At 46.1% G+C, this 23,323-nt stretch carries 20 protein-coding genes; 13 read left to right on the forward strand and 7 right to left on the reverse strand.

Annotated features, from left to right (window positions below):
• Nucleotides 1-138: 138 nt before the first annotated feature.
• The 3 genes from AZI87_RS01780 (at nucleotide 139) to AZI87_RS01790 (ending at nucleotide 4,592) form a co-directional block, all read left to right on the forward strand.
• On the forward strand, nucleotides 139-1,605 hold the full coding sequence (locus tag AZI87_RS01780) for an anion permease (RefSeq protein ID WP_063204729.1): 1,467 nt from the start codon (nucleotides 139-141) through the stop codon (nucleotides 1,603-1,605).
• A gap of 151 nt (nucleotides 1,606-1,756) precedes the next feature.
• On the forward strand, nucleotides 1,757-3,907 hold the full coding sequence (locus AZI87_RS01785; protein ID WP_081112102.1) for a VTT domain-containing protein: 2,151 nt from the start codon (nucleotides 1,757-1,759) through the stop codon (nucleotides 3,905-3,907).
• Nucleotides 3,897-4,592: an endonuclease/exonuclease/phosphatase family protein gene (locus AZI87_RS01790; protein ID WP_063204730.1), complete on the forward strand. Its 696-nt coding sequence runs from the start codon at nucleotides 3,897-3,899 to the stop codon at nucleotides 4,590-4,592. Before AZI87_RS01785 ends, AZI87_RS01790 begins: the two co-directional genes overlap by 11 nt.
• On the opposite strand, the gene AZI87_RS01795 is transcribed toward AZI87_RS01790, so the two are convergent.
• Nucleotides 4,589-5,344: a class I SAM-dependent methyltransferase gene (locus tag AZI87_RS01795; protein ID WP_063204731.1), complete on the reverse strand. Its 756-nt coding sequence runs from the start codon at nucleotides 5,342-5,344 to the stop codon at nucleotides 4,589-4,591. The two genes, AZI87_RS01790 and AZI87_RS01795, sit on opposite strands and share 4 nt — an antisense overlap.
• A 156-nt stretch (nucleotides 5,345-5,500) precedes the next feature.
• Nucleotides 5,501-6,226: a 5'-methylthioadenosine/S-adenosylhomocysteine nucleosidase gene (gene mtnN, locus AZI87_RS01800; RefSeq protein WP_081112103.1), complete on the reverse strand. Its 726-nt coding sequence runs from the start codon at nucleotides 6,224-6,226 to the stop codon at nucleotides 5,501-5,503.
• Nucleotides 6,227-6,436: 210 nt separating this feature from the next.
• Here mtnN and AZI87_RS01805 point away from each other — a divergent pair, with 210 nt between their 5' ends.
• The 6 genes from AZI87_RS01805 (at nucleotide 6,437) to AZI87_RS01830 (ending at nucleotide 11,131) form a co-directional block, all read left to right on the forward strand.
• Nucleotides 6,437-6,799, forward strand: coding sequence for a response regulator (locus tag AZI87_RS01805; protein WP_063204733.1), 363 nt, complete (start codon nucleotides 6,437-6,439; stop codon nucleotides 6,797-6,799).
• Nucleotides 6,800-6,867: 68 nt separating this feature from the next.
• On the forward strand, nucleotides 6,868-8,319 hold the full coding sequence (locus tag AZI87_RS01810) for a DNA-3-methyladenine glycosylase 2 family protein (RefSeq protein ID WP_063204734.1): 1,452 nt from the start codon (nucleotides 6,868-6,870) through the stop codon (nucleotides 8,317-8,319).
• Entirely contained in the window at nucleotides 8,319-8,801 is a 483-nt protein-coding gene (locus AZI87_RS18330) for a methylated-DNA--[protein]-cysteine S-methyltransferase (RefSeq protein ID WP_063204735.1), read from the forward strand. The genes AZI87_RS01810 and AZI87_RS18330 overlap by 1 nt, the downstream gene beginning before the upstream one ends.
• A gap of 75 nt (nucleotides 8,802-8,876) precedes the next feature.
• A complete protein-coding gene (locus tag AZI87_RS01820) occupies nucleotides 8,877-9,899 on the forward strand; it encodes a hypothetical protein (RefSeq protein ID WP_063204736.1) in 1,023 nt (340 codons plus the stop codon).
• Nucleotides 9,900-10,030: 131 nt separating this feature from the next.
• Nucleotides 10,031-10,558 (forward strand): hemerythrin domain-containing protein, encoded by a 528-nt coding sequence (locus AZI87_RS01825; protein ID WP_063204737.1) that lies wholly within the window; start codon nucleotides 10,031-10,033, stop codon nucleotides 10,556-10,558.
• A gap of 3 nt (nucleotides 10,559-10,561) precedes the next feature.
• Nucleotides 10,562-11,131, forward strand: a complete 570-nt coding sequence (locus AZI87_RS01830; RefSeq protein WP_063204738.1) for a cysteine hydrolase family protein — start codon at nucleotides 10,562-10,564, stop codon at nucleotides 11,129-11,131.
• Here AZI87_RS01830 and AZI87_RS01835 read toward each other — a convergent pair.
• Nucleotides 11,128-12,117: a YeiH family protein gene (locus AZI87_RS01835; RefSeq protein WP_063204739.1), complete on the reverse strand. Its 990-nt coding sequence runs from the start codon at nucleotides 12,115-12,117 to the stop codon at nucleotides 11,128-11,130. The genes AZI87_RS01830 and AZI87_RS01835 overlap by 4 nt on opposite strands.
• 225 nt (nucleotides 12,118-12,342) lie before the next feature.
• Between AZI87_RS01835 and AZI87_RS01840 the strand changes: the two genes are divergently transcribed.
• From AZI87_RS01840 to AZI87_RS01850, 3 genes are read left to right on the forward strand one after another with little or no spacing between them, the layout of a single operon-like run.
• Entirely contained in the window at nucleotides 12,343-13,887 is a 1,545-nt protein-coding gene (locus AZI87_RS01840) for a hypothetical protein (protein ID WP_253696340.1), read from the forward strand.
• A gap of 31 nt (nucleotides 13,888-13,918) precedes the next feature.
• Nucleotides 13,919-14,524 carry an energy transducer TonB gene (locus AZI87_RS01845; protein WP_253696342.1) on the forward strand — a complete coding sequence of 202 codons (606 nt, stop codon included), beginning with the start codon at nucleotides 13,919-13,921 and terminating at the stop codon, nucleotides 14,522-14,524.
• A 21-nt stretch (nucleotides 14,525-14,545) separates the two neighbouring features.
• A complete protein-coding gene (locus AZI87_RS01850; protein ID WP_063204740.1) occupies nucleotides 14,546-16,363 on the forward strand; it encodes a TonB-dependent receptor plug domain-containing protein in 1,818 nt (605 codons plus the stop codon).
• Here the strand turns inward: AZI87_RS01850 and AZI87_RS01855 are convergent, their stop codons facing one another.
• From AZI87_RS01855 to AZI87_RS01865, 3 genes are all read right to left on the reverse strand, one after another.
• A complete protein-coding gene (locus AZI87_RS01855; RefSeq protein ID WP_253696344.1) occupies nucleotides 16,364-17,890 on the reverse strand; it encodes a chemotaxis protein CheW in 1,527 nt (508 codons plus the stop codon). It abuts the gene before it with no gap.
• 15 nt (nucleotides 17,891-17,905) lie between these two features.
• Complete coding sequence (locus AZI87_RS01860) at nucleotides 17,906-19,996, reverse strand: methyl-accepting chemotaxis protein (RefSeq protein WP_081112104.1); 2,091 nt, start codon at nucleotides 19,994-19,996, stop codon at nucleotides 17,906-17,908.
• A gap of 292 nt (nucleotides 19,997-20,288) precedes the next feature.
• Nucleotides 20,289-21,038, reverse strand: a complete 750-nt coding sequence (locus AZI87_RS01865) for a murein L,D-transpeptidase catalytic domain family protein (RefSeq protein WP_063204741.1) — start codon at nucleotides 21,036-21,038, stop codon at nucleotides 20,289-20,291.
• Nucleotides 21,039-21,398: 360 nt separating this feature from the next.
• Here AZI87_RS01865 and AZI87_RS01870 point away from each other — a divergent pair, with 360 nt between their 5' ends.
• Nucleotides 21,399-22,622: a hypothetical protein gene (locus AZI87_RS01870; RefSeq protein ID WP_063204742.1), complete on the forward strand. Its 1,224-nt coding sequence runs from the start codon at nucleotides 21,399-21,401 to the stop codon at nucleotides 22,620-22,622.
• 2 nt (nucleotides 22,623-22,624) lie between these two features.
• On the opposite strand, the gene AZI87_RS01875 is transcribed toward AZI87_RS01870, so the two are convergent.
• Complete coding sequence (locus AZI87_RS01875) at nucleotides 22,625-23,281, reverse strand: hypothetical protein (RefSeq protein WP_172795498.1); 657 nt, start codon at nucleotides 23,279-23,281, stop codon at nucleotides 22,625-22,627.
• Between the last annotated feature and the right edge of the window lie 42 nt (nucleotides 23,282-23,323).

A 23,323-nucleotide genomic window follows, 5' to 3' on the forward strand; every position in this document is an offset into this window, starting at 1 on the left:
CAAAAACGCTAGTGGTTTTTTTGTTTAAAAGCACGCAACTTTTATAAGGGAAGCGCGAGTGTCATCGCAGTTTTCGTTGAACTCAGAGCATCACTACGTCAGTATAAAAGCACTGTGTTTACACCCCGGAGGCTCTCCATGAAACTTCCTCACGTCAAAGTCGTTCCCGCCGTCATTGCCTTTATCGTAACTTGCATTTTCTGGTTCGTGATTGCGCCCCCTGAAGGCGTCGATATCAATGCCTGGAGATTATTAGGCATCTTTGTCGGCACGATTGTCGCGATCATCGGCAAAGCCCTGCCCATTGGTGGTGCGGCGATGATAGGCATCCTGCTTGTCGCCATCACGCAAGTAACCAACCCAGGCAATCCAGGAAAAGCCATGGCAGATGCTTTGAGTGGTTACTCAAACACCCTGATTTGGTTGATTGGGATCTCATTTTTTATTTCTCGCGGATTTATCAAAACGGGTTTGGGCGCACGCTTGGCTTATCACTTCGTCAGAGTCTTCGGAAAGAAAACCTTGGGGATCAGCTACGGTCTTTCTTTTGCCGAGCTGGTTTTATCACCCGTGATGCCAAGTAATACGGCTCGTGGCGGTGGCGTCATGTATCCCATCAATCGCTCCATATCGGAATCGATGGGATCTTATCCCGACGAAGCTTCTCGCAGAAAGTTGGGCGCGTTTTTAACTTTGGTCGCTTACCAGGTCAATATCATCACGTCGGCCATGTTTATCACGGCGACAGCACCCAATCCGCTAGTGACTGCCGGGATCCGTGACGTGGCAAATATCGATGTCTCATGGAGTGATTGGGCGATAGCTGCGATCGTACCCGGTCTACTAGCCCTTTTGATTATCCCATTTGCTCTTTACAAACTTTATCCGCCCGAGATCAAAAAAACACCGAATGCGGCGGAATACGCAAAAAAGAAATTGCAAGAAATGGGACCAATCAAGTTGGAAGAATGGATCATGGTGGGCGTCTTCTTCTTACTTCTTTTCATTTGGGCCGGAGTGCCGAAATTGATTTCATCCAGTCCTCTTTTTGATATCGACCCTACGGCCGGAGCCTTCGTGGGTTTGAGTGTTTTACTTTTTTCTGGTGTTTTGACTTGGGATGATCTGCTGAAAGAAAAAGGCGCTTGGGATACAGTCACTTGGTTTGCTTCTTTGGTGATGATGGCGACTTTCTTAAACAAGCTTGGAATTATTGCGTGGTTTTCAAATACCGTGCAGACCGATATCGCTAAGATGGGATTGGGTTGGGTTGAAGCGTCGGCTATTTTGATCGTGCTGTACGTCTATATTCACTATCTATTTGCAAGTAATACCGCTCACATCTCGGCTCTTTTTGCGTCTTTCTTTGGAGTGGGTGTCGCCTTGGGAGCTCCTCCATTGATGTTTGGTTTATTTTTAGGATTTGCGTCTTCGCTTTGCGCCTCTATCACACATTACGGAACTGGATCTGCGCCAGTCCTTTTTGGACCAGGATACGTAAGCATGGGCGAATGGTGGAAATGGGGTCTTGTCGTCAGCGTGCTCAATCTGATCATTTGGGTTCTTGGTTGCGCGGGCTGGTGGAAAATTTTAGGTTATTGGTAAAACTCAAAAAGGCGCGGCGCACCCCGCGCCTTTTTTATTTTTGTTGAAATGCAATTTCACGTTTCCCTCTCATGATATCCCATCTGTCAAAATACTCGACCTCGCTGAGTCCAAACTCTTGTTAACATGAAGTTCTTATAGAGGAACGTGCATGAGAGGCGATCTAGTTAAATCGTCAGAGAGAACTATTTTTCGACCAGGACACAACTGCTGGCGCGTGGATCTTTTTCGTCATGCCAGTGTTTTGATTGACTGTGCGGATTTTTATCGAGCTTTGCACTACGCTTTCAGTAAAGCGCAAAAGTCTGTCTTTATAATTGGCTGGGAAGTAGACAGCAGCATCCGTTTGCTACGCAAAGAAGACGAAATGAAAGCGTCTCGCCCGTCTATTCTTGTCGATCTTTTGGCGCAGAAAGCGCAAGAAAATCCAAGTTTACAAATTTATATTCTTCCCTGGGATTCCTCCATCGTGTTCTTGGGCGAACGCGAATTCATGGGGGAATACACCTGGGTCAACAAAGGGTTAGAAAATATTCATTTCTGCTTGGATCAAACAATCCCCTTAGGCGGAAGTCATCATCAAAAGGTGATTCTCGTCGATGACGAAATTGTCTTTTCGGGTGGGATGGATATCGCACGTCAGCGCTGGGATGAGCGCTCTCATCACATTTATGAACCGGAACGCTCTGATGCCAATGGGCCTTACGGGCCCTATCATGATGTGCAGATCATGATGGATGGTCCCATCGTCAAACACTTTGCAGAATTGGCCAGACACCGCTGGCTTGAAGCTGCAGGCTATGAGGCTTTACCTTACGATGGTAAAACCAGCAGTTCTTCCGACTTGCCGCTCGTGTGGCCGATTCAATTCGATTATTTATTTACGGATATGGGGGCCGCCATTGCCCGCACCCTTCCAGCGACGGAAGAGGATCGAGGTTCGCGTGAGGTCTTTAACATGTATATCGACCTCATCAATCAAGCCAAAGACTTTATCTATATTGAAAATCAGTTTCTAACCTCGCAGGAAATCGCCGTGGCGTTAAATGATCGGCTGAGACGAGAAAAAAATCTGCGTGTACTTCTAGTAAGCTCTTATGATCCGCAAGGAGTGTTTGAAACCGAAGGCATGTGGGCCAGTCGCATCGATTTTAAAAGAAGCGTTGAAGATGGTATAGCCAAAGGACGCGTTCAATTTGCCTGCTCAGGTGTGATGACCGAAAAACGTAAAATTATTCATAAGCGCATTCATTCAAAAATCATCGTCATAGACGACCAGTTTATGGTTGTGGGTTCATCGAATCTCACAAACCGCTCTATGACCTTTGATACGGAGTGTGATTTAATCATTCAAGCTCATGACATAGAAGAGCGGCGACGTATTATGCACTTTCGCAATGACCTAATTGCCGAGCATGCGGGCCGTAAAGTTGAAGACATCGAATCTATTTTAAAAGAACCCTACTCTTTTAAAAAACTGATGCTTCCTTGCCAACCCGGTGCGTACTGCCTTTTTGAAATGGATGATGAAAAATTCACCACTCAAAATTTTAAAAAGATCGCCAACAGCGTCGCCGATCCGCAAGTGAGTGAAGGAAAAGCTCTTTTTATCTTTCGCAATCCTAGTAAATACATCGTACCGTTGGCTTTATTTTTAATTGTCGCGGTCAGTGGATTGGTCTGGTTTATCAATGAACACCTATCATGGTTCAGCCCAGAATCCGTTGAAAAATTCTTAAAAACGGCCCGGAGATCCCCATGGGCTCTTTTTCTAGTTTGGGGAATTTACATTGTCGGTGGTTTTATATTATTTCCGGTAACGCTCATGTCTCTCATCACGGCGGCGGTTTTTGGCTCCATCTTAGGCCCTCTTTATGGAATGTCAGGAGCTCTTATCAGCGCCACGGTCATGTTCTATCTGGGACGGTGGATGGGCCACAGAGGCGTAAAAGGATTTTTAGGGAATCGCCTGCGTAAGATCGATCATCAATTCCGTGAGGCCGGGGTTATTGGCGTTACGGTCTTAAGAATGATCCCCGTGGCGCCATTTAGTATTGTTAATATTGCCGCAGGGATTTCTTCACTGCGATTTTCTGATTTTCTTTTGGGAAGTTTCTTTGGGTTTTTGCCAGCATTTATCGTGAAAGGCCTTGTCGGAGATTCGATCACGCAAATCTTTCTACATCCCACCCCGCGCACCGTTGGAATGCTGGCTTTAGGAATTCTGCTCTGGATGTTGCTCGTCGTGGCTTCGTACTTTCTGACGCGATGGTGGCGTAAAAGGAAGCAGTATGATCCTTAGAATCGTGACCTACAATATTCACGGTGCAAGAGGTATCGACGGAAAAAGAGATTACCTGCGCATTGGACTTTTTTTAAAGCATCAGAATATTGATATCGCGCTGATTCAAGAAATGGACACTCGCTTTCATGACCGCGACTCAATCACGGATGTCGAAGAGCTTAAAACGGATCACTTCAAAACCTTCATCGCCGCCCCGACCATGGAAAACTCTGCCGGCTGGTATGGCAATGCCATCTTGTCGAAATTTCCAATGAAAAACCACAACATCATCGACATCAGTTCACCCGGAAGGGAACCTCGAAATATTTTAGAAGTTTTTTTAGACACGCCCAAGGGCCCATTGCACGTCGTGAATACACACAAAGGTTTAAAGCCTTCCGAACGAAATCAACAGATGAAAAAGTTGAATGACTTGCTAGCAAGAAAAAGCGAAGTGCCCTTGATCGTGGGCGGAGATATTAATGAGTGGCAGACTTATTCCGGCGCTCTTAAAAAACTCAACACAGCTTTGCACCCGATCCCATCAGGACCTACTTTTCCCACTCGCGCCCCGTTTTTACGATTGGATCGAATGTGGTGTCGCCCCTCAAATCTTTTTCAAAGTTCTGAAGTTTTAAAAACGAAGGACTCAAAACTTTTTTCGGACCACTATCCGCTGATGGCAGAAATTCAAATTTACTAGCGCGCGAACGCGCTAGTAAGAACAAGTTTCAATCGTGCGGGGCCATTTCCGGCAGGAATCTCGAGTTTATTCATCAAGATTTTGAATCCTCGGGACATAACTTCTAAACGGATCTCTTCGGGAGGAGCGATTCTTTTTTGAGCCGTCCAGAATTTGCCTTCCATGGCCTTGACTCCCGGAATATCACACTCGGGAGTTTGTCTCCATAACACATAATTATTATCCAAGCGCACGGATTCAAAGCTGTCTTCCGGATCATAGTTTTCGGTCCAGACATCTGTAGTCAGAACAAACTTCCCACCCGGAGCCAACGAATTGCGCACAGAATTTAAAAACTGCATGCGCTCTTGACGATCGATGATGCTTGATAAGCAGTCGCGGTCATGGATAAGGTCAAACTTTTCACGAAGTTCTTCTAACTGAGTGACGCCATTAACACCGAATGCAATGTCCAGCTCTTGCGCCAACGCTAATTTTTGGACTACAGAGATTGAAGAGCGGTACACGTCATAAGCCGCCACACGAAATCCCATTTCCGCTAAAGCCATCGCGGCGACTCCGCGACCGGATGATAGATCCAAGGCTTTGCAGCCGAAAGCCTGCGGATAGAATTCATGCACCACTTTTTGTAAGTGAGCGACGGCGTCTCTTTCTGCCAAACCGCCTAACAACAGAATATTGTCTAAAGAAGTGCTTCCTGGAAGAACAGGAACTGCGTTTGTATTAATGTAACCTTGATATAGTGCTTTCATATTTGCCTCCAAGTCAGTTGATACCAGACTTAAAAGCACAGGCGGTGCCACCGGATTTCGCTCTATAAACGAATAGATTCGCTCTGAATCACCCTCTGCCGGGCGGCCGACAGCGCCTCATGCCGAGACATCGGTACCTGCCGAAGTTCCGACAGGCTAAAGCTCTTCAAGACATGAGACCAACTCCGCACACTTTAAAGCGCTCGACTTAAGGAAATCCTTGTATTGATGTGTCGATTGAGGTTTGAGAGTATCCGCCACCGTCTTGACGATGGCAAACGGAAGGCCCTGCTGTTGGCAGATATAAGCGATCGAGCACGCTTCCATATCGACCATCTTTGCAGAAGGGACCCGCGCTTTCAGCAGATTCTTGCGTTCTAGCGATCCCACGAACTCACTTCCTGACAACAAGTCCCCGCGAAAAACGCGGAAGGATTTCTGTTTCAGATGACTTTCGAATTTTCTATTTAGGTCCTCATTTGCAGGCATGAAAATACTTTTTCTATTTTCTGCAGAGACCGACAGGTGAAGCTCTCCGCACGCCATGATTTCAGTGCGGTCATCAAAAGTACAAAGGGCATCATGTTGAACGATTCTTTCAGCGATAACAATATCACTGACCGCGAGTTCAGCATCAATGCCTCCGCCAAGCCCCAACATCAAGACATCGTCATATGTCGAGTCTGCTAGAATTTGTGTCAGAGCAATAGCCGCACTTATAGGTCCGACACCGGTCTTCGCTAGAGTGATTGAATTTCGAGGAGTGGATTTTTCCCACAAAGTCACATCGGAGTGTTTGAGTTTGCGAGATATAAAACCTTGGAGGGCAGCGAGTTCTGAAAACTCACTCTCCATAGCTGCTAGTACGAGATGCTTTTTCATACGAAGTATTTTATCAAAGAATTGCGAACATTTATCGACGCAATGTCGCGCGTCATCACTGGGGTGTTAAGATCCAATCAAGCCGCCTTTAGCATGTATGTCAAAAGTCATTACATAAATGAAACAACTGAAAGGAACCCTTCCCTTCACAGGACTTCACTGGCAAACCTTTTCGACACGTAAGAAAATTGTCCTCAGGAGGACTGTAGCATGAGCGCGAAAAAAGTACTGATCATCGAGGACGCTAAAGACTTGCTTATGCTTTACAAACGTTATTTGCAAAGCCCTGATTGTGAAATTGCAACGGCAACTTCAGCTCACCAAGCTTTAGAATATCTGACCCAAAACAAACCGGATCTTATTGTGATGGACCTCACTTTTCCCGATATGTCGACAATGGATTTTTACGAAAAGATTGCTGCTATGCCAGAGATTGATTCGGTGAAAAAAATTCTTGTCAGCGGACGCGATGATTTGAATACGTGGATGGACGTGTTCAACGCGGAAGAGGGCCTGCGCAAGCCCGTTGAACGCGCGGCAATCACGAAAGCTGTTACTGATAGTTTACGCTAAAATCGCCTTCGGCGATCATGTCCGAAAATAGCCACATTTTTCCTAAAACATAGGATATAGTGGGCTTCATGAACAAGGACGATATCTTTTATCAAGCCATGCTAGCCCGAGACCCCCGCTTTGACGGGAAGTTTTTTATCGGCGTGAAAACCACGGGTATTTACTGCCGTCCGATTTGCCCGGCCAAACCCAAACGTGAAAATGTCGAATTTTTTTCTAATGGTTTGCAGGCTGAAAAAGCAGGCTATCGTCCTTGCTTGCGCTGCCGACCTGAAAGTGCACCGCACTCCCCAGCGTGGGTGGGAAAATCCGCGGTCGTGCAAAGAGCCGTCAAAGTATTAAATGCGAAAGAAAGCTTAAGTTTCAACGAAGATGACTTCGCCGCTCAGTTCGGAGTCACCGCGCGACACTTGCGGCGTCTGTTTATGGAAGAAATTGGTAAAACTCCAAAGCAGCTCTCTTTTGAAAATCGTTTGAACCTCGCACGCAAACTGATTGTAGAAACTTCTTTACCTATCACTGAAGTTGCATTTGCATCGGGATTTGAATCCATCCGTCGCTTTAACGATGCTTTTAAAGACCGCTTTAAAAAAGCCCCGCGCGATATTCGCCGTAACAAAGTCACACCTGGATCAGGATTAAAAATAAGTCTGTCTTACCGTCCTCCTTTTGATTTCCAGGGACTTTTGCAATCGTATCAAAATCACCGGGTGGGAAATTTAGAATGGTTTGACGAAAACACCATGTATCGAGTGGTGGCATTGAACGGACATGTGGGTGTGATTGCCATTTCAGATAATCCTGAAAAGTCCTGCCTTCATGTCGAAATTGATTTTCCCGACACGACTCAAATCCCGGCGATCATTTCTCGCGTCCGTCACCTTTTTGACTTGGATTCAGATCCGGTGATGATCGCTAATATTTTAGAGACAGATACGGGGATTAAAAAGATTCTGAAAACATCACCGGGAATTCGTCTTCCTTCAGGCTGGGACGCCTTTGAAATTGCCGTCGCGACAATTCTTGGACAGCTTGTCAGTGTGAAAATGGGCCGAGAGCTTGTGCATGATCTTATTGAGATTGCGGGCCAGGAAAGCCTTTACGAAAAAGATGGTAAAAGAATCAAACTCTTTCCTTCGGCTTTAGACATCGTTAATGCGGATCTAAGTCGCTTGCGAACCACCAAAGCTCGCAAGCAAACTTTGATGGAATTTTGTAAAGCCGTTCTAGAAAAGAAGATTTCGTTATCGCCCACCCAGGACGTTGACGTCTTTATGAAGGATGTGCAAAAACTCCGCGGGATCGGGCCTTGGACCGCGCAATATATGGCATTAAAAGCGCTAAGACATACCGACACCTTTCCTGCCAGTGATTTGATTTTGGCGCGTACGCTGCAAATTCACGACAAAAAGATTATTGACCAGATGAGTCCCTGGCGCGGTTATGTCGCAGCATTATTTTGGAAGAACTATTCGCAAGACTTAACGAAATCGAAGATCGCGAAAAAAAGGAATCCCTGATGAATTCGCAAAAGCAGTATTTAATGAAATCTTCTTTAGGCCCTTTGCATATCGTGGCCTCTGAACAAGGGCTTCAAGGTATTTTCTGGAAAAAGCAGAATATGCCTTTTGATAATTTAACCGATACAAAACATCCGGCCGTGCAATTTATTTTAAAAACTCAAAAACAAATCGAAGAATATCTCCAGGGCGAGCGTCAGGAATTTGATATTCCCCTGGACCTCATTGGAACCGACTTTCAAAAAAGAGTGTGGTCTCATCTTCAAAAAATCCCTTATGGCGAAACTTGTTCTTATAAAGAAATCGCGGTGGCCCTAGGTGATCCCAAAGCCTGTCGCGCCGTGGGGACCGCGAATGGAAGAAATCCGGTTTCAATCATTGTTCCCTGCCATCGCGTGATTGCTTCTGATGGCACCTTGGGAGGTTATGCGGGTGGTCTTCCGACGAAATCCTTTCTTCTTAACCTAGAACGAAAAAAGTAAGTCTGGTCCCCGTTCGTTGCATACAGTGCAATTAAACATCTTTAAGATCAGGTGGTCCCCTTTCATAATGGGCTCATGCTACAGACTGAAAACCTCAACAAAATCTGGCTGACTCTTTCAAGCAACTCTTCTTTAAAAAAGAAGGTGCACGGTGAACTGGAACGTCTTTTCCAAGAACCCACTTACCAAGGCTGGTGGAAGACAGAACCACGCACCCCTTTTGAATTAAGCCTTCCGGATCTTTTTCCGACGCTAAAGCATGTGGGTTTTATTGACGGCGCAAGGCTTCTGGTGAAGGTCAATCAGATCGGATTTCGCTTGTTCGTCACCGACGGAGCTTGGGTACAAAGTCCTATGCGTGTTTTCCCCGACCCTGATGAAGCACTGGTTCTTTTAAAGCACGTGGAAAAAAAGGGACTACACACTTGGGCTGATTGGGTGATTGATCCGGCCGCGGGCTGTGGTCACACACCTCTGGGTTTTCAAGGATCCGCCAAAAGAATCTTCTGTGATGCCAATGCCCGAGCGCTGACATTTGCTTCACTCAATGCCCTTATCAATGATCTTGCCTCTGAACATTGTTTTGGTCTTCTCAATGACATGAACCGCAAATTTCCCACGCCACTTCGTTTGCAAGGTAAGACTTTGTTCTTAACCAATGTTCCCTTCGCACCGGCCCCGGACGACAGTTCTTTGGCGCTCAATTCCGGCGGTGGTGAGCATGGCGCCGATTTGCAGATAGCCTCGTTTGAGTTAGTTAAAAAATTTTCTGAACAAAATTCCGTCCCGGTGCGCGCCTGTTTTTTGACTTGGACCTTAGGCAATGCCACATCGAATGAGTGGGAAGTGCCTCGTCTCTGCCAAGACATTTTTCCAACCGCCAAAATTCAATGGACTCTTGAGCAACATGATTATGATGCTCCTGACCTGCCAAATCCGGCACCGTTGCGATCAATGTTGCGTCACTTAGCAAGGTCACAATATGTCGTGAAGCACGAAAATAAAAACGTGGAAGAAGCTTATGAAAACTTGGCCGACAAACTGCAAGCGCAAGGTTTTACTCATATCGCTTACGGCTTTCTAGACTGTGAATTATAGAGGGAAATTCACCACAGGACGTGATGAAGAAAACCCCATCTTGAAATCGACCGCAATCTCATTTGGTTGTCGGGAAGAAGTCTGTTGGCATCCCAATTGCTGTTTAAGAGTCTATACTTAAGGAGGATCCTATGAGTAAAAAGCAGACGAAAATTTCCTCTGGAAAAAGCAGCGAACTGGATATTATCAATATGATCTTGGAGGATCACAAGCCTCTGAAAGAGTTGATCGAAGTCATGAAAGATTCTGAAAAGGAACTTGAGGAACGACAAGAGGCTTTTGCCCAGTTTGCTCCGCTTTTAATTTCTCATGCAAAACCAGAAGAACAGTCTCTTTATCGTTATATGAAAGGTGATGAAGAACTTCGTGAAGGCGGTTTTGAAGGGGATGTTGAACATCAACTGGCTGATCAAATGGTCGAAGAAATCATGCGCACCGATGATGACGATTTGTGGAGCGCCCGAGTCAAGGTTTTGGCAGAACTCGTAGAGCATCATATTGAAGAAGAAGAGGAAGAGCTTCTTCCTGATTTCAAAAAACACTCTGAAAGCAGTGATCGCGAAAAATTGGGGCAGCTGTTCTTAGAGCTTAAAACTAAAATTCTTGAGCGTGGTGGCATGGATGCGCCCCATGAAAGAGAATCCCATGCGCGTCACTGATCTATGAAACCCAACGACGTGAGCCGTCGTCATTCGACGGCTCTTCTTATCATCGACATGCTAAACACTTTTGATTTTCCCGAGGGGAAAGATCTTGCGCGCTACACATGGCCTGTTGCCCAAAAAGTCAAAGCTCTAAAACAGAAACTTAAAAAGAAAAAAGTTCCCGTCATCTATCTTAACGACAACTTCGGTCAATGGCGCTCGGATTCAAAAGAAGTCTATCTGAATTGTGCGCATGAAGCGTCTCTGGGTTCAGAGATCGCTAAGATTTTAAAACCCGAAGATGATGACTATTTTATCTTAAAGCCTCGACATTCCGGATTCTACTGCACGAACTTAGATATTCTTTTAGAAGATTTCGGGGTGAAAAATCTGATACTGACAGGAGTCGCAGGAAATATCTGTGTTTTCTTTACGGCCAACGACGCTCATATGCGAGGCTTTAAGATCTGGGTGCCAAAGGATTGTGTCGCCTCTAACACCAAGAAAGATAATGACTACACCTTAGATCAAATGTCACAGGTCTTAGGTATCAAAACCAGTGCATCGACAAGACCCATTCCTTTTTAACGTATCCAATTTTCTAAGATGGCGCCCAATGAAGTGGTGGCCATGATAACCCAAAGTGCCACACCCATGACAAAAGGTTTGATGCCGACACTTTGGACTGTCGCGCGAGTCAGGTTCGCACCAATTAAAAACAAGGTTAGAACTAAAAGACGTTTTGCCACCCACTCAATTCCATGTCCTACGGGTTGCAGTGTTGGTATCCAAGTCATGATACCGGCCATGATCAAAAATCCCAGAATAAACCACGGACGCTTTGCTTTAGCCTCCCCCGCTTCTTGTCCTTGATTCTTATACAGAAGACCAATTCCTAAAGCGATGGGCACGATCCATAAAGCGCGCGCGAGCTTCACTGTCGTCCCCACTTCCAAAGCATGAGGCCCGTATTGAAGGCTGGCGCCCACAACGGAGCTGGTATCGTGAATGGCTAAGGCACTCCAAAGTCCAAACTGTGTTTCATTCAAATTAAAATAATGGCCGATATGAGGAAAAATAAATAGAGCCAGAGCATTTAACAAAAACACCGTTCCCAGCGCAACAGTCACTTCCGGGGGACGAGCGCGAATCACCGGAGCGACAGCCGCAATCGCACTGCCTCCGCAGATCGTTGTTCCGACAGTGATTAGAGTTGAGGTGTTTTTCTCGACCTTGAAGAAACGCCCCATCAGGGTTCCTAATAAAAGACCAAATGTAATTCCCACAACCGTGTATCCGATCCCGCGCACACCGACTTGGCTCACAGTGATCAAGTTCATGCCCGCTCCTAAGCCCACTACAGCAATACTTAAAAGTTGTGACGTCCAAGCTTTCGTTCGCTCTTGATAGGGATTTCCTAAGGTCAATGCCAAAGCCATTCCCGCGATCAAAGCAACGGCGGAAGACACTTGCGGAAGAAAACAAAGAACAGCGAATAAAGGAAATAAAATACGAGCAATATTATGAGAATTCATGAATGTGATCGTGCCTTCTTCTGAATGAACCTGCAACATCGCATTTCGTTTTCGCGCGAATACTTTTACTTTTCCGAGGTAAGATAGAGTGGATCTCTCCCAAAATGCCGGCCCTGGCTAAACGGAGCGCGAAAAAAAGGGCCTCTGTCTAAGGATCAGACAGACGGCTTTGCCTGATCTCAAATATAGGTCCTTCCAAACGGCCTTTTTCTCGGCACGTTCTTTGGATCTAAGCTTCCGAATTAAATTTTTCGGGAGCAGCACGTGAAACGACCCTTTATCTATTCCTTAGCTTTGGCCTTGGTTTTAATCGGCCCAGCCTCTTGGGCTTCGGCGCCCCGTTGTGATTCCATCTTCCTTCCGAGCGTCTGGGCGGAAAATGGCGGAAAACCTTTTCCTGATGATCTGATTTCACTGCAAAAGATTGCCCACGAACAACGTGAGGCCGTCAAAGTTTCTGATTTTTTAATGACTGAAATGCGCGCTCAATCACAAGCCTTGAAATCACAATACAAAAACAAGATTGTTGAACTGGATGTTCTTTGTTTAGGAGCCGGGCCTCAGTGTGCCGCGGCTTCTCTTGTTTTACGGAACACGAAACTAAGAACCTTGGTTGTTGAAAAGACAGATCTGGTGGCAAAAACTTTTGCTGAAAAAGATTTTTATATTAACAGCCTCGAGGCCAGCCGCGTTTCTATGCATGACTTCCCAGGAGGCCACGGAAGCCTTGCTCACTTCACGTCTCAAGGTTACGCGCACTCTTCTCAGTTGGCGGCCCACATTCAGAGTCAGCAGTATGCATCGAAGGTTCCTGTGCTTTTGAAAACAGAAATCGTCGCGGTTAAGAAAGTTCAAGACGGCGGCCGTACCGTTTTAGAAGTTCTTACTCAAGACGGCCTTACCTTCCGCACGAAAAATCTTCTGTTGGGAACGGGCTTAGGAGAAGTCGGCACGAAAGTGAAAGATGGTGGTTACCAAAAGGACTTTGCGCATTTTCTAACTTCTCATGAGGCGCAAAAAGACTCCCTGCAACCGATCATGAGTACGGATGCTTTTTTGGTTTCACTGAAAGAAAACCGCTTAAAAAATCAAAACGTGCGTGTTCCTCGCGAAATAATTTTGATTGGTAATGGGGATGGTTCTCGCATTGCCGTTGAAGCCTTGAATGATAAACATGTGACTTTGCCTGAAGGATTTAAAATCAATTGGATCGGCAACAATTTTAAAACAGCCGAAGAATACGTTGCGAGCCAATCAGGCTGGGATCGCTACATAGATAAGATTGTTCCGCACTATCAAAAAGGACGTGTGACGGGTGTTCCCGGTCACGTTGAAAAGGTGGAAGTCCTGCCTTCGGGTCGCTATCTTGTCACGGTGAAAGATGCGAAGAACAATATCGTCAGTCAAGCCGAGGGCGATATGATTGTCGATTCGACTGGATATACGAACCTAAACGGGAAACTACTAACCGACGCCGTGACAACACCCGAACTCGTGGACGTTGTCGGACCATTGAAAGAGTTGGGTTTGACCGAAACAGTTTTAGCGCGCCAATTTCAAGAAGTGGGCGGCGAAAAACTTCCGATCTATGCCGTGGGGCCCGCCGCAGGAAATTTAGCGAAAGAGACAGAGCTTGTGAATTCTCCGAATAAAAATCCGGTGGCCATCTTTAATACAGTGGCGCGCACATCCCAATTCGTATCACAGCTATTTGGAGTCAAAGCTTTAGAAAGTCGTCGTGGAGATCGCGACGAGCGCCCACCGACCAAGTCGGCAGCGCAAATTATTGAAAGTCTGAAAGGCATTTGACTTCAGATCGTTTTGTGAGAAGTTCAAAGGGTTGAAACTTTCATATTGGATTATATTATCAGTTGCCTTGCATTTATTGGCGGTCACCGCCTTGCACTGGGGTTCCACTCCCGTGTCCTCAGATATTATTGAGGTCGTCGATCTGACGGTGATGAATGCGCCGCTGAGTGGGGGCTCTTCTCAGAACAAACTAGCGGCCCCCGCCACTTCTCAACCAAAAGTTCATCCTTCCACAAGCACGGCATCAGAAAAAGCGATGAAAGCACAAGACACGGCAGCAGATGTCGCGCAAGACGGTCCCGGCGATGGGACCTCCACCTCAAGCAGTGAATTTGGCGGTGGAACGGCAAGCTATAGCGAGATCACCCGATTTCCCAAGGTGAAAAAAGAAATCAAAGCTCAATATCCCGAAGAAGCCAAAAAATCAGGCATTGATGGGCCGGTCGTCTTAGAAATTATCATCGACAAACTGGGTCAAGTGCGTGAAGTTCAACTTATCAGCGGCCCCGGCCATGGTTTGAATGAATCCGCCATCGAAGCCTTGAAAAAATTCGAATTTCAACCAGCTTTCAAAGGCGAAGAATCTGTTGCCGTCAAGATCCGCTACACCTATAGATTTAAATTAGAAGTTAACTAGTCCGCTCAAAGGAAAACATCTGTGAAATACTCGAGTCTCTTACTGACTGCACTTTTAGGCGCTGCCGCGCACGCGCAAGAAAACATCCCGTCTTTCGAAACTGTTGTTGAAGACGTCGTTTTTAATACCTCTAATAAAGTCGTTATCGATGAGGAGACTATTAAAGAATCTCGCGCTCCGAACATCACGACACTGCTTTCAAGCCAGGCCAATATCACCGTGACAAGCACACCTTTTCAACCCAATTCGATCTTCATTCGTGGTGGTGACTCTAGTCATGTGATGATCATTGTTGATGGCGTTCCTTTTTATGATGCCTCGACCATTCAACGCACTTTCAATTTAAACTCACTGGATATTAAATCCGTTCGCCGCATTGAAATCATTAAAGGGGGCCAGACGGTTCTTTACGGTGGCCAGGCCTTAAGTGGCGTGATCAAAATCGACACAATTCCTCAAGAGTTTAAAACAAAGACCGGACTTGAAGGCCAGATCGGCACACAAAATTTCCGCGACATCACCGCCGTTCACACTGAAGCTTTGGATGAAAACAATGCTTTCATCGTACGCGGACATGGCGCGTGGAGAGATGCAGAGTCTCCCGTTTTAGGATCTTCAGAAACCTACGCTCGTAATAACTGGAATGCCGAAGGGACCTATGCTTGGAAAGGAGCGGTGGAAGGAAATCTGAAGGCGCTTTTTCTGCAAGACCTGAACGAATCACCCGCTTCCAGTCGCGTGAACAATCGCATTTACGACACGGTGGACTTTGATCAGTTCACTCGCCAGATCGGTGTTTCGTCGAATTTACGCTTTACTCAAACAGCTTGGGAGCCACGTTTGGCTTTGAGCACACAAAACAGTCTGCGCGATTACGATTGGCCTACTGTGGTTCCCGTGGATAATCCCACAGGGACAGAGGAGGATTATGGCGCAAATCTTCGCACGGTGCGCTTGGATTTTACTCCCTATAAAGGCGACAACCTGACGGTGATCGGTGGCTTGAGCTATATTTATGAAGATTTCGTCTTTAGAAGTAAGGGTGTTGAACAGGTCAATACCTTCTCTGAACAACGTGGCCTTTTCTTAAAAGGCGACTACGCTTGGAACAAGGATTTTTCATTGGCTCTCGGAGGACGTGTTGAAAACTGGGGAGATCAAGACCCGGTGGGCACATTCCAAGTGGGCCTCACCCTCTTTGAACATACAAAACTAGAAGTCGCTTCGGGCTATAAGATCCCTTCGCTGTTCCAATTGTACTCCCGTTACGGCAATCCAGATTTGAAAGCTGAAAATGCCAACCAATACAGCTTGATGCAAGAATGGAACATTAATGAAAGCCAGAATCTTTCCGTGACTTTGTTCTATTCTGAATTTTCAAATCTTCTGCAAATCACGGGTTCCCCGGGCAACATGAAGTACAACAACGTGGCTAAAAGTGAAACTCGCGGTGTCGATGTGGCCTACACGATCCGTCCTTTTACGGACGCTAGCGTCGTGGCAACTTACGGATACCAGGAGCCTCGCGATTTAGAAAACGACCGCTGGTTGCTTCGTCGCCCTCTGGTCAATGGCAGTCTTCGCTATATTCAGGCTTGGGGAAAACATTCCGGTTCAGTGGAATTGATTGGCGCGGGCACACGTTCTGACTTCGGCGCTACGGGTATTGTGACTTTACCTGGATATGTAACAGCCAATGCGGCTTACTCTTACGCACTCAATGAAAAGATGACGGTGTACACTCGTTTAAACAATCTAGCGGATCACCGCTATGAAGAGACTTACACGTATTACTCTGAAGGATTTAATGGTTCTTTAGGTGGGGAATACTGGTTCTAACTAAGAGGCCGCGGGAACACCCGCGGCTTGCGCCTCAATTTTTTTAACAAATTCCGCCACTTCAAAAATCATCAAGGTGCGTTTGTTTCCCAAGGCGTCATTCATCTCTACTACTTCCTTAATGTCACCTTGAAGATCTTTATTGGCTTGCGGAGTGAGTACCGCGGGAATACGCAGTTTCATTCCTTCATCCAGCGTGTTGATCGCATCGACTTCATCTACAAGAAGTCCGTACTTCGCTCGCTCTCCTTTTACAATCAAAACGCGCGACTGACTGCGATCCGATAATGCTGTCATTCCGTAGAAAACGCGAAGATCCACAACCATCACAACTTCCCCACGCATATTCATCATACCGGCTATATAGTCTGGATAGCCTGGAGGACAAACCATGTCGTCGGTGTATTTGGCAATCTCGTCGACCGCCCCTAAACGCGTCGAAAGCATGTGTTTTAGACGGAAAGATAAATAGGGTTTTCGGTCACTGGCTCTTTTCTGATGTTCCTTCGCACTTTCTTCTTTTTTGCCGTAAAGCGTTTGGTGACCTCGCGTGATCGCTAAGATCTCTTGATCTGAAAGGATTTGAGTTTCTTTAAGAAGCAAAATATGCAGATCCGGCTGCGGGCATACCAGTCCCTGCATCATCTCCACTTTTTCTTGCTTGAACATCGGCACTGGCAAAATGTCCTCTTCAAAGAACGTCACAATGCTGTCAACACAATCAACCAGGAATCCCACTTGAACTTTATCAAGCTTCAAAATCACAATACGGCGTTCTTCAAGCTCGGGGACGGCTTCCGGCTTTTGAAGCTTTAGAAACATCTGAAAGTCTAAAATGGGAATGATCGTACCGCGCAAATTAACCATGCCGATACAATGATCGACGGCAAGAACACTTCGTTTGATTTCGGGAACTTTGATAATTTCACTGATGCCAGAGATTTTTAAGCCAAATTCCAGGCCGCCTGATTTAAAACTGATGCACTGAGATCGCTTTGACTTCTTCTTTACGACCTCGGTGCGTTCTGAAGTTTGAGCCTGCTCTAAAATCTGCGGAATGTTTTCAATTTTAATCAGCAGCGCAGGATCAATGACCTCAATAATACGGTCCCCGCCATTCAACTTTAAAACGCCTCTGACGACGGACTTGGGGCCCTCTATTTTTTCATCCATCCAAGATATATTGTCTTCACTGACATTGAGCATTTCAGAAGTCGCGTCAAAAAGAAGGCCGATGCGCACTTTATGGATATTTATGATAGCGACTTTTTTGTTATCCTGCCCGGCTGTCGTCGGAAGGTCCAAAAGCTTCGCCATATCTACGATAGGCACAACAATGCCGCGAAGATTGAACAACCCCGTCAGATATTCTGGAGCCAAAGGTACGCGGGACACTTTGTCAGGAAAGTTCACCACTTCCTGAAGAGAAGAAATAGAGACAGCCAGTTCCGTGTCACTTAAGCGAAAGGACGCGAACATCTGAGTGCTCGCGGTCCGTAGCTTTTTTTGTCCAGATACTGCATCCATTCGTTTTCCTTTGGATTAAACTACGAATCTGGAAACGGTTTTATTCAGCTCTTCGGATTCATCCACCAAGGCTTGCGTTGAATGCGCAATCGACTCGGCAGCGGCCGTTGATTTTTCGGATTCAGTAGAGATATTCTGGATCGCGATGGCGATATATTTAGCCGCACTCGATTGTTCTTCAGCCGCGGCATTCACGTCTGAGATCGACATAGTCGTTTTCTCGATACCTGCCACGATTTTTCCAAATGCCTCTCCGGCCTGTTTCGAAATTGAGCTTCCTTGTTCCACACGTTTGACGGACTCATTAATCAGCTTAGAGATTTCTTTCGTCGCCTGAGAGGATCTTTCAGCAAGTTTACGGACCTCATCCGCGACAACGGAGAATCCTAAACCATGTTCTCCGGCACGAGCGGCCTCAATGGCTGCATTGAAAGCGAGCAAGTTTGTTTGACTGGCAATTTCACTGATCACTTTGATAATTTCGCTGATATCTTCTGAAGATTTATTGATCAACTCCATTGCTTCAATGGATTTACCAATCGCAAGGTTCCCCGCCTCAGCTTCTTTTTGAGTGACTTTTGCAAGTTCATTGGCTTGACGAGTGTTATCCGCGATGGATGAGATAGATGCTGTGAACTCCTCGATGGAAGCATTGATTTCTTCAACAGTAGAGCCTAAAGTGGCCGCTCCGATAGCGACAGAAGAACTTTGTGTCGCTATCACCTTCGAAGACGAACCGAAATTATGAGCGGAAGTGACTACTTGCGAAACAACCCCACGCAAGTCAGAAATCATTTTTTTAAGCCCCTGGGCCAACTGCCCGATCGCATCGTCTGAATTCACAGTGATCTCTGATGTTAAGTTTCCATTTGCAGCCGCATTCACGACGGTCAATAACAAATCCACTTTTTCTTGATCTTCCTGAGCTTTGCGTTTCACGGCCTGCTCAAGTTCGACTTGCTCTGTGATATCTGATGCAAACTTGACGACTTTATAAGGTCGTCCGTTCATATCCATGATTGGATTGTAGGTTGCTTGAATCCAAATACGCTTTCCACCCGCGCCAAAGCGCAAGTAGCGACCGGAATCAAACTCTCCACGATTCAGTTTTCTCCAGAAGTCTTCATACTCTGCACTGCGAGCATATTCAGGTTCACAGAACATACGATGGTGTTTTGTCACGATCTCTGCAGAGCTGTAACCCACCGTCTTTAAGAAGTTTTCGTTAGCAGAAATGATTGTGCCATCCATATTGAATTCAATCACTGCTTGAGCTTTACCAATGGCAACAATCTTACCTTCGTATTCTGCCGTCTTCATTTTTGATTGAGTGACATCCGTAGCAAACTTAACAACCTTATAGGGTTTCCCATCAGCATCAAAGATGGGATTGTACGAAGCATTGATCCAAATCTCTTTGCCGCCTTTACCGAAGCGTTTGAATTCACCGGCCACAAATTCACCGCGAGCTAGCTGTTCCCAAAAAGACTTATATTCCGAAGAGTTCGCATAATTTTCTTCGCAGAACATACGATGATGTTTTGTTTGAATTTCACCTAATGAATACCCGACAGCGCCTAAGAAGTTTTCGTTGGCGTTGATGATAGTCCCGTCCAAATTAAACTCGATCACGGCTTGAGCGCGACCGATCGCGGCCACCTTGCCTTCGTAATCCGCATTCATTCTTTTTGATTTTGTGATGTCTGTGGCAAATTTGATGACTTTAAAGGGACGACCCACAGAATCAAATACGGGATTGTAGGAAGCGTTGATCCAGATTTCTTTACCGCCTTTACCGAAACGCTTGAATTCACCTGCAATGAACTGGCCCTTTGCCAAGTTTTCCCAAAAGGATTTATATTCGGGTGTTTTTGCATATTCAGGATCGCAGAACATGGCGTGGTGATTGTGCTGGATTTCGCCAAGAGAGTAACCTACGGCCCCTAAAAAGTTCTCGTTCGCCGTAAGAATAGTTCCGTCGAGGTTGAACTCAATCACCGCCTGCGCACGGTGGAGCGCTTTGATCTCTTCTTTTAACAAAGTCAATTCGTCCACATTAGAAGTATAGGCGATTGTGTCTTCCGCGAATTTCCTAGCAACGCTCATGAGGGTCTCCCGTAGAATTTGTGTTCGATATCTATTTCGGTAGCCTAGGGATTTGCTAAATATGAAGAAAACGTGACGATCGATTTAAATGCATCTGACCTGAATGTTATAAAATTGTAAGTTTGCTACGTTGCTTTTTTGGTGTTCGTTTCAGACATCCGAGTTTATTCACGTTCTATAGGAAAATTTTGTTTATTTTCTTTAACAACTCGCGAGAGAAATACAAGGGTTCACAAATAAAAAAACGGAGATCGAAACCTCCGTTTTTAAGCTTACGCAATGTCTTAGCAGATTATTTTACTGCGTAAATCAGGCTTCCGCCTTTAATGTATCCAATGACGTTTTTCAAGTTTTGCATAGAAACTGCAGGGCATCCCCAGCTTCTTCCTTGCTTCACGTTCGTGTCTTGAACATAGTTCGCTCCATGGATGACAACGGCGCGAGAGCGAGCTTTCGAGTTCGTTGATGACAATCCATCAAGGCGAAGCGAAAGTCCGTGACCACCTTGATAAGTTTCAGCCGTGCGGTAGTAACCTAAAGAGCTGGCATGCGCACCTGATGTATTGCTAAACTTTTCCGCATATCCATCGTGGTTTGCATCTGAACCTTTACCGTGTGCCACACGAATAGCCCACACGGCTCCCGTCTTCATGGAAATGATATAGAAACGAGGCTCTGAAGAGTGCTTGGCGAAATCAATCACGGATACGTAATCCTGATTTCTGAAATTGTTTTTGTTAGCGTCGAAGTAAACCAAAGCCTTTGCGAGTGCATCCGTACGAACCATACGCGTCGGATCTACGTAATTGTATTTTTGAAGAATGCCTTCACGTTGAGAGTCAGAAAGGCTTTCTGAAGCATCGCGAGGGATTGTGGCATTTGCGCCTGGATTATCGACGATTTGTTCCTCTGTAGTGTCATCTGGCAGACTGGCTGTATCACTGCCGCCATTTCCCGCACAAGCCGCTAGGGATAATAAAGAACTTACCAATAGTGTTGCTGTGAAACGAGAAAAGAACGATTTGTTAACAGTCACTTGCATTCAACCTCCAAAGTTGTGTGTGATGTGCATGAACAAACCTTAGCGGATGAAAATTACTTCGCAGAAAAAATCGTTACTAAAACACAAAGAATAGGACCAAATACTGAGCGCATTTTGAGAGACCTTTTAGTTCGGGCATTTATTTTGCGTGATGACATACCTGTCTTTGTGAATTCACATATATGTCTTTGTGAAATGACAGAAATTTGTATTGAAAACTTCGCGTAAGTTTCTCGGAAAAACAAAAAGACGGTCGCGAAATTACCCATTCAGTGTGGAAAGTAGAGTTCATTCTCATTCTGAAACAGCAAATTTCTTCAGCACCAGAATTAAGAGCCGAAAAGAATTTATGGGGAAATTATGAAAACCGTCATGACATTTTTATCCGTTCTGTCTTTGTCATTACCTGCTGTGGCGGAGCCGTCAGCCGCGGGTGCTGCGACAGCGGCGGTTGAACCTTTGACACCCGATGAATTGATCGCTGTCGGCCTTGAAGAAGTACCGGTCAACTTAAAAGCCATCATTAAAAAAATTGACGCTCTTCCCGCCGCGGTCTCCGCTATGGATCCAGGCGCTCAACTGGTCATCCCGGAACTGCCTTCCTTTAAAAAAGGTTTTCAAGCTTATGAAGCCAATCGCAAAACCTGCATCAATGACCAAACCCGTGCCGCAAAACTATGTCGCGAAGAAACTTCTCCGAACTTGCAAACAACTTTGCAAGGTGTGAACTTGGTTCTAGCAGGCGTAAACAGTTTGGCCGTCAACGACGCCTGTAAGTCGTTTTCAAAAGCAATGACCTTGGCTCAGGCCGGAATCACGGCTTACACCGTCGCCTGCGGGGCCATGCAGAAGAAATGTGATTTATCGTGTTCAGCAGCTGCGAGTGGAATGAAAGAAATGATCCAGGCCCTGCACGTTTCAAAAGCCACCTGCACACCAGGGCAGACCGGCGCAGGGTGCACGGAAGGAATGAGCCAGTTAGAATCACTGTATAACAAAGCTTACACAGAGATGAAAAAAGAGATCAGTCTCCAAAGCAAAAAAACTCTGCACTCAAAAGAGCAGCTTTGTAAAAAGACTTACGGTCTTCTTTTGGCTTCTTCCGCAGCGTCCTTGGTATCCATTGTATCATCGTTAAAGCAGGGTAAATCCTGTGATGAAGAATCAAACGGAAGCGAAGGTGGTGGTGGCGGAACCGCGGCTGTCGCGCTCAGTGAAAAGCAGGAAACAACATCGTCCCAAACTGCGACGCCTTCACAATCTTCAGCAACACCGACCCGTGCAACGGAAGTTGCCCCAAGCCTCTCGTCCTCTCCAACTAGCTCCGCAGCGTCGGAATCAGCGAATAGAACGTCTGATACGGTGGCCATCGAGGCACCCAACTCTCGTCGCGAACTAGCTTCTTCTCCTACTGAGACTGTCCCAAGTCAGGATTCAGAATTAAGAAAGTATTTACCGGGAGGAAGCAAAGCGGCCGCTTCCGTATCCGCAGACCCGCACCCAGACATCACCAGTGCAGGCGGGAAATCAAACTTTGAGAAAATGCGAAATCGGTTTTGGGAGTTGGGACTGCAGGGCGATTAAAACTATTTGCGAAGTTCCAAAGAAGATTCAGCAAGATTGTTTTCCTGCTGGTATCTGACGTTTTCCCAGATCTTTTTACTGACCGGACCTGGCAACAATCTTTCAATCTCGGATTTCTTCTGAGGTTGCAAGGCGGACCACTGATAAAGCACTTCCGCTTTCACTTCTCCTAAAGATTTACGAGCTTCCAGACTGTTTGATTTATCTTCGATATATCCATTGCTCACGACATCTTTTAAAACCCCTAAAGCTTCCCCATTCGGAGCGTCTTGCAGCGACTCTAAAAGAAGGTCTAAAGCCACGTTTTGCAAGATCACCTCATCGACGGTCAACGCGGGGGCTTGCAAAAGCTCACTGAGTGATGAAATCACCCGGTGGTTCTTTAGCAATTCCTGTCGCTCTTTTTTTTCTGTTTCATCCAAGAAAACTTTCCGATGCATGCGATGAAATGCACTGAGCTCTTTTTTGTAGGCGTAGTCTTTCCACACGGGAGCACTTTCACCCTTGCGGGCCTCAGGAACCTCCGATGTGGGATTTTGCACTATCGCCGTCGGACCGTCTGACGCCGGAGACGCTGGCGCCTCGGGAGAATGTTGCTCGACGCTGGGCTTTTCGTTAGGGCTGTCGTTTTTAACAGAAAGAGAAGTCATGACTAGCATGACTCCTCCGACTGCAACCGCCCCCACCGCTATGGCTAGCTG

The organism is Bdellovibrio bacteriovorus, from assembly GCF_001592745.1.
GTDB classification, from domain to species: Bacteria; Bdellovibrionota; Bdellovibrionia; order Bdellovibrionales; family Bdellovibrionaceae; genus Bdellovibrio; species Bdellovibrio bacteriovorus_B.

Bases quoted from the DNA above. Each gene is read 5' to 3' on its own strand.
- AZI87_RS01855 (WP_253696344.1), bottom strand. From the start codon at position 17,890: ATGGATGCAGTATCTGGACAAAAAAAGCTACGGACCGCGAGCACTCAG.
- AZI87_RS01865 (WP_063204741.1), bottom strand. From the start codon at position 21,038: ATGCAAGTGACTGTTAACAAATCGTTCTTTTCTCGTTTCACAGCAACA.
- mtnN (WP_081112103.1), bottom strand. From the start codon at position 6,226: ATGAAAAAGCATCTCGTACTAGCAGCTATGGAGAGTGAGTTTTCAGAA.
- AZI87_RS01795 (WP_063204731.1), bottom strand. From the start codon at position 5,344: ATGAAAGCACTATATCAAGGTTACATTAATACAAACGCAGTTCCTGTT.
- AZI87_RS01875 (WP_172795498.1), bottom strand. From the start codon at position 23,281: ATGCTAGTCATGACTTCTCTTTCTGTTAAAAACGACAGCCCTAACGAA.
- AZI87_RS01830 (WP_063204738.1), top strand. From the start codon at position 10,562: ATGAAACCCAACGACGTGAGCCGTCGTCATTCGACGGCTCTTCTTATC.
- AZI87_RS01835 (WP_063204739.1), bottom strand. From the start codon at position 12,117: ATGTTGCAGGTTCATTCAGAAGAAGGCACGATCACATTCATGAATTCT.
- AZI87_RS01785 (WP_081112102.1), top strand. From the start codon at position 1,757: ATGAGAGGCGATCTAGTTAAATCGTCAGAGAGAACTATTTTTCGACCA.
- AZI87_RS01790 (WP_063204730.1), top strand. From the start codon at position 3,897: ATGATCCTTAGAATCGTGACCTACAATATTCACGGTGCAAGAGGTATC.
- AZI87_RS01805 (WP_063204733.1), top strand. From the start codon at position 6,437: ATGAGCGCGAAAAAAGTACTGATCATCGAGGACGCTAAAGACTTGCTT.
- AZI87_RS01870 (WP_063204742.1), top strand. From the start codon at position 21,399: ATGAAAACCGTCATGACATTTTTATCCGTTCTGTCTTTGTCATTACCT.
- AZI87_RS18330 (WP_063204735.1), top strand. From the start codon at position 8,319: ATGAATTCGCAAAAGCAGTATTTAATGAAATCTTCTTTAGGCCCTTTG.
- AZI87_RS01825 (WP_063204737.1), top strand. From the start codon at position 10,031: ATGAGTAAAAAGCAGACGAAAATTTCCTCTGGAAAAAGCAGCGAACTG.
- AZI87_RS01810 (WP_063204734.1), top strand. From the start codon at position 6,868: ATGAACAAGGACGATATCTTTTATCAAGCCATGCTAGCCCGAGACCCC.
- AZI87_RS01860 (WP_081112104.1), bottom strand. From the start codon at position 19,996: ATGAGCGTTGCTAGGAAATTCGCGGAAGACACAATCGCCTATACTTCT.
- AZI87_RS01820 (WP_063204736.1), top strand. From the start codon at position 8,877: ATGCTACAGACTGAAAACCTCAACAAAATCTGGCTGACTCTTTCAAGC.
- AZI87_RS01780 (WP_063204729.1), top strand. From the start codon at position 139: ATGAAACTTCCTCACGTCAAAGTCGTTCCCGCCGTCATTGCCTTTATC.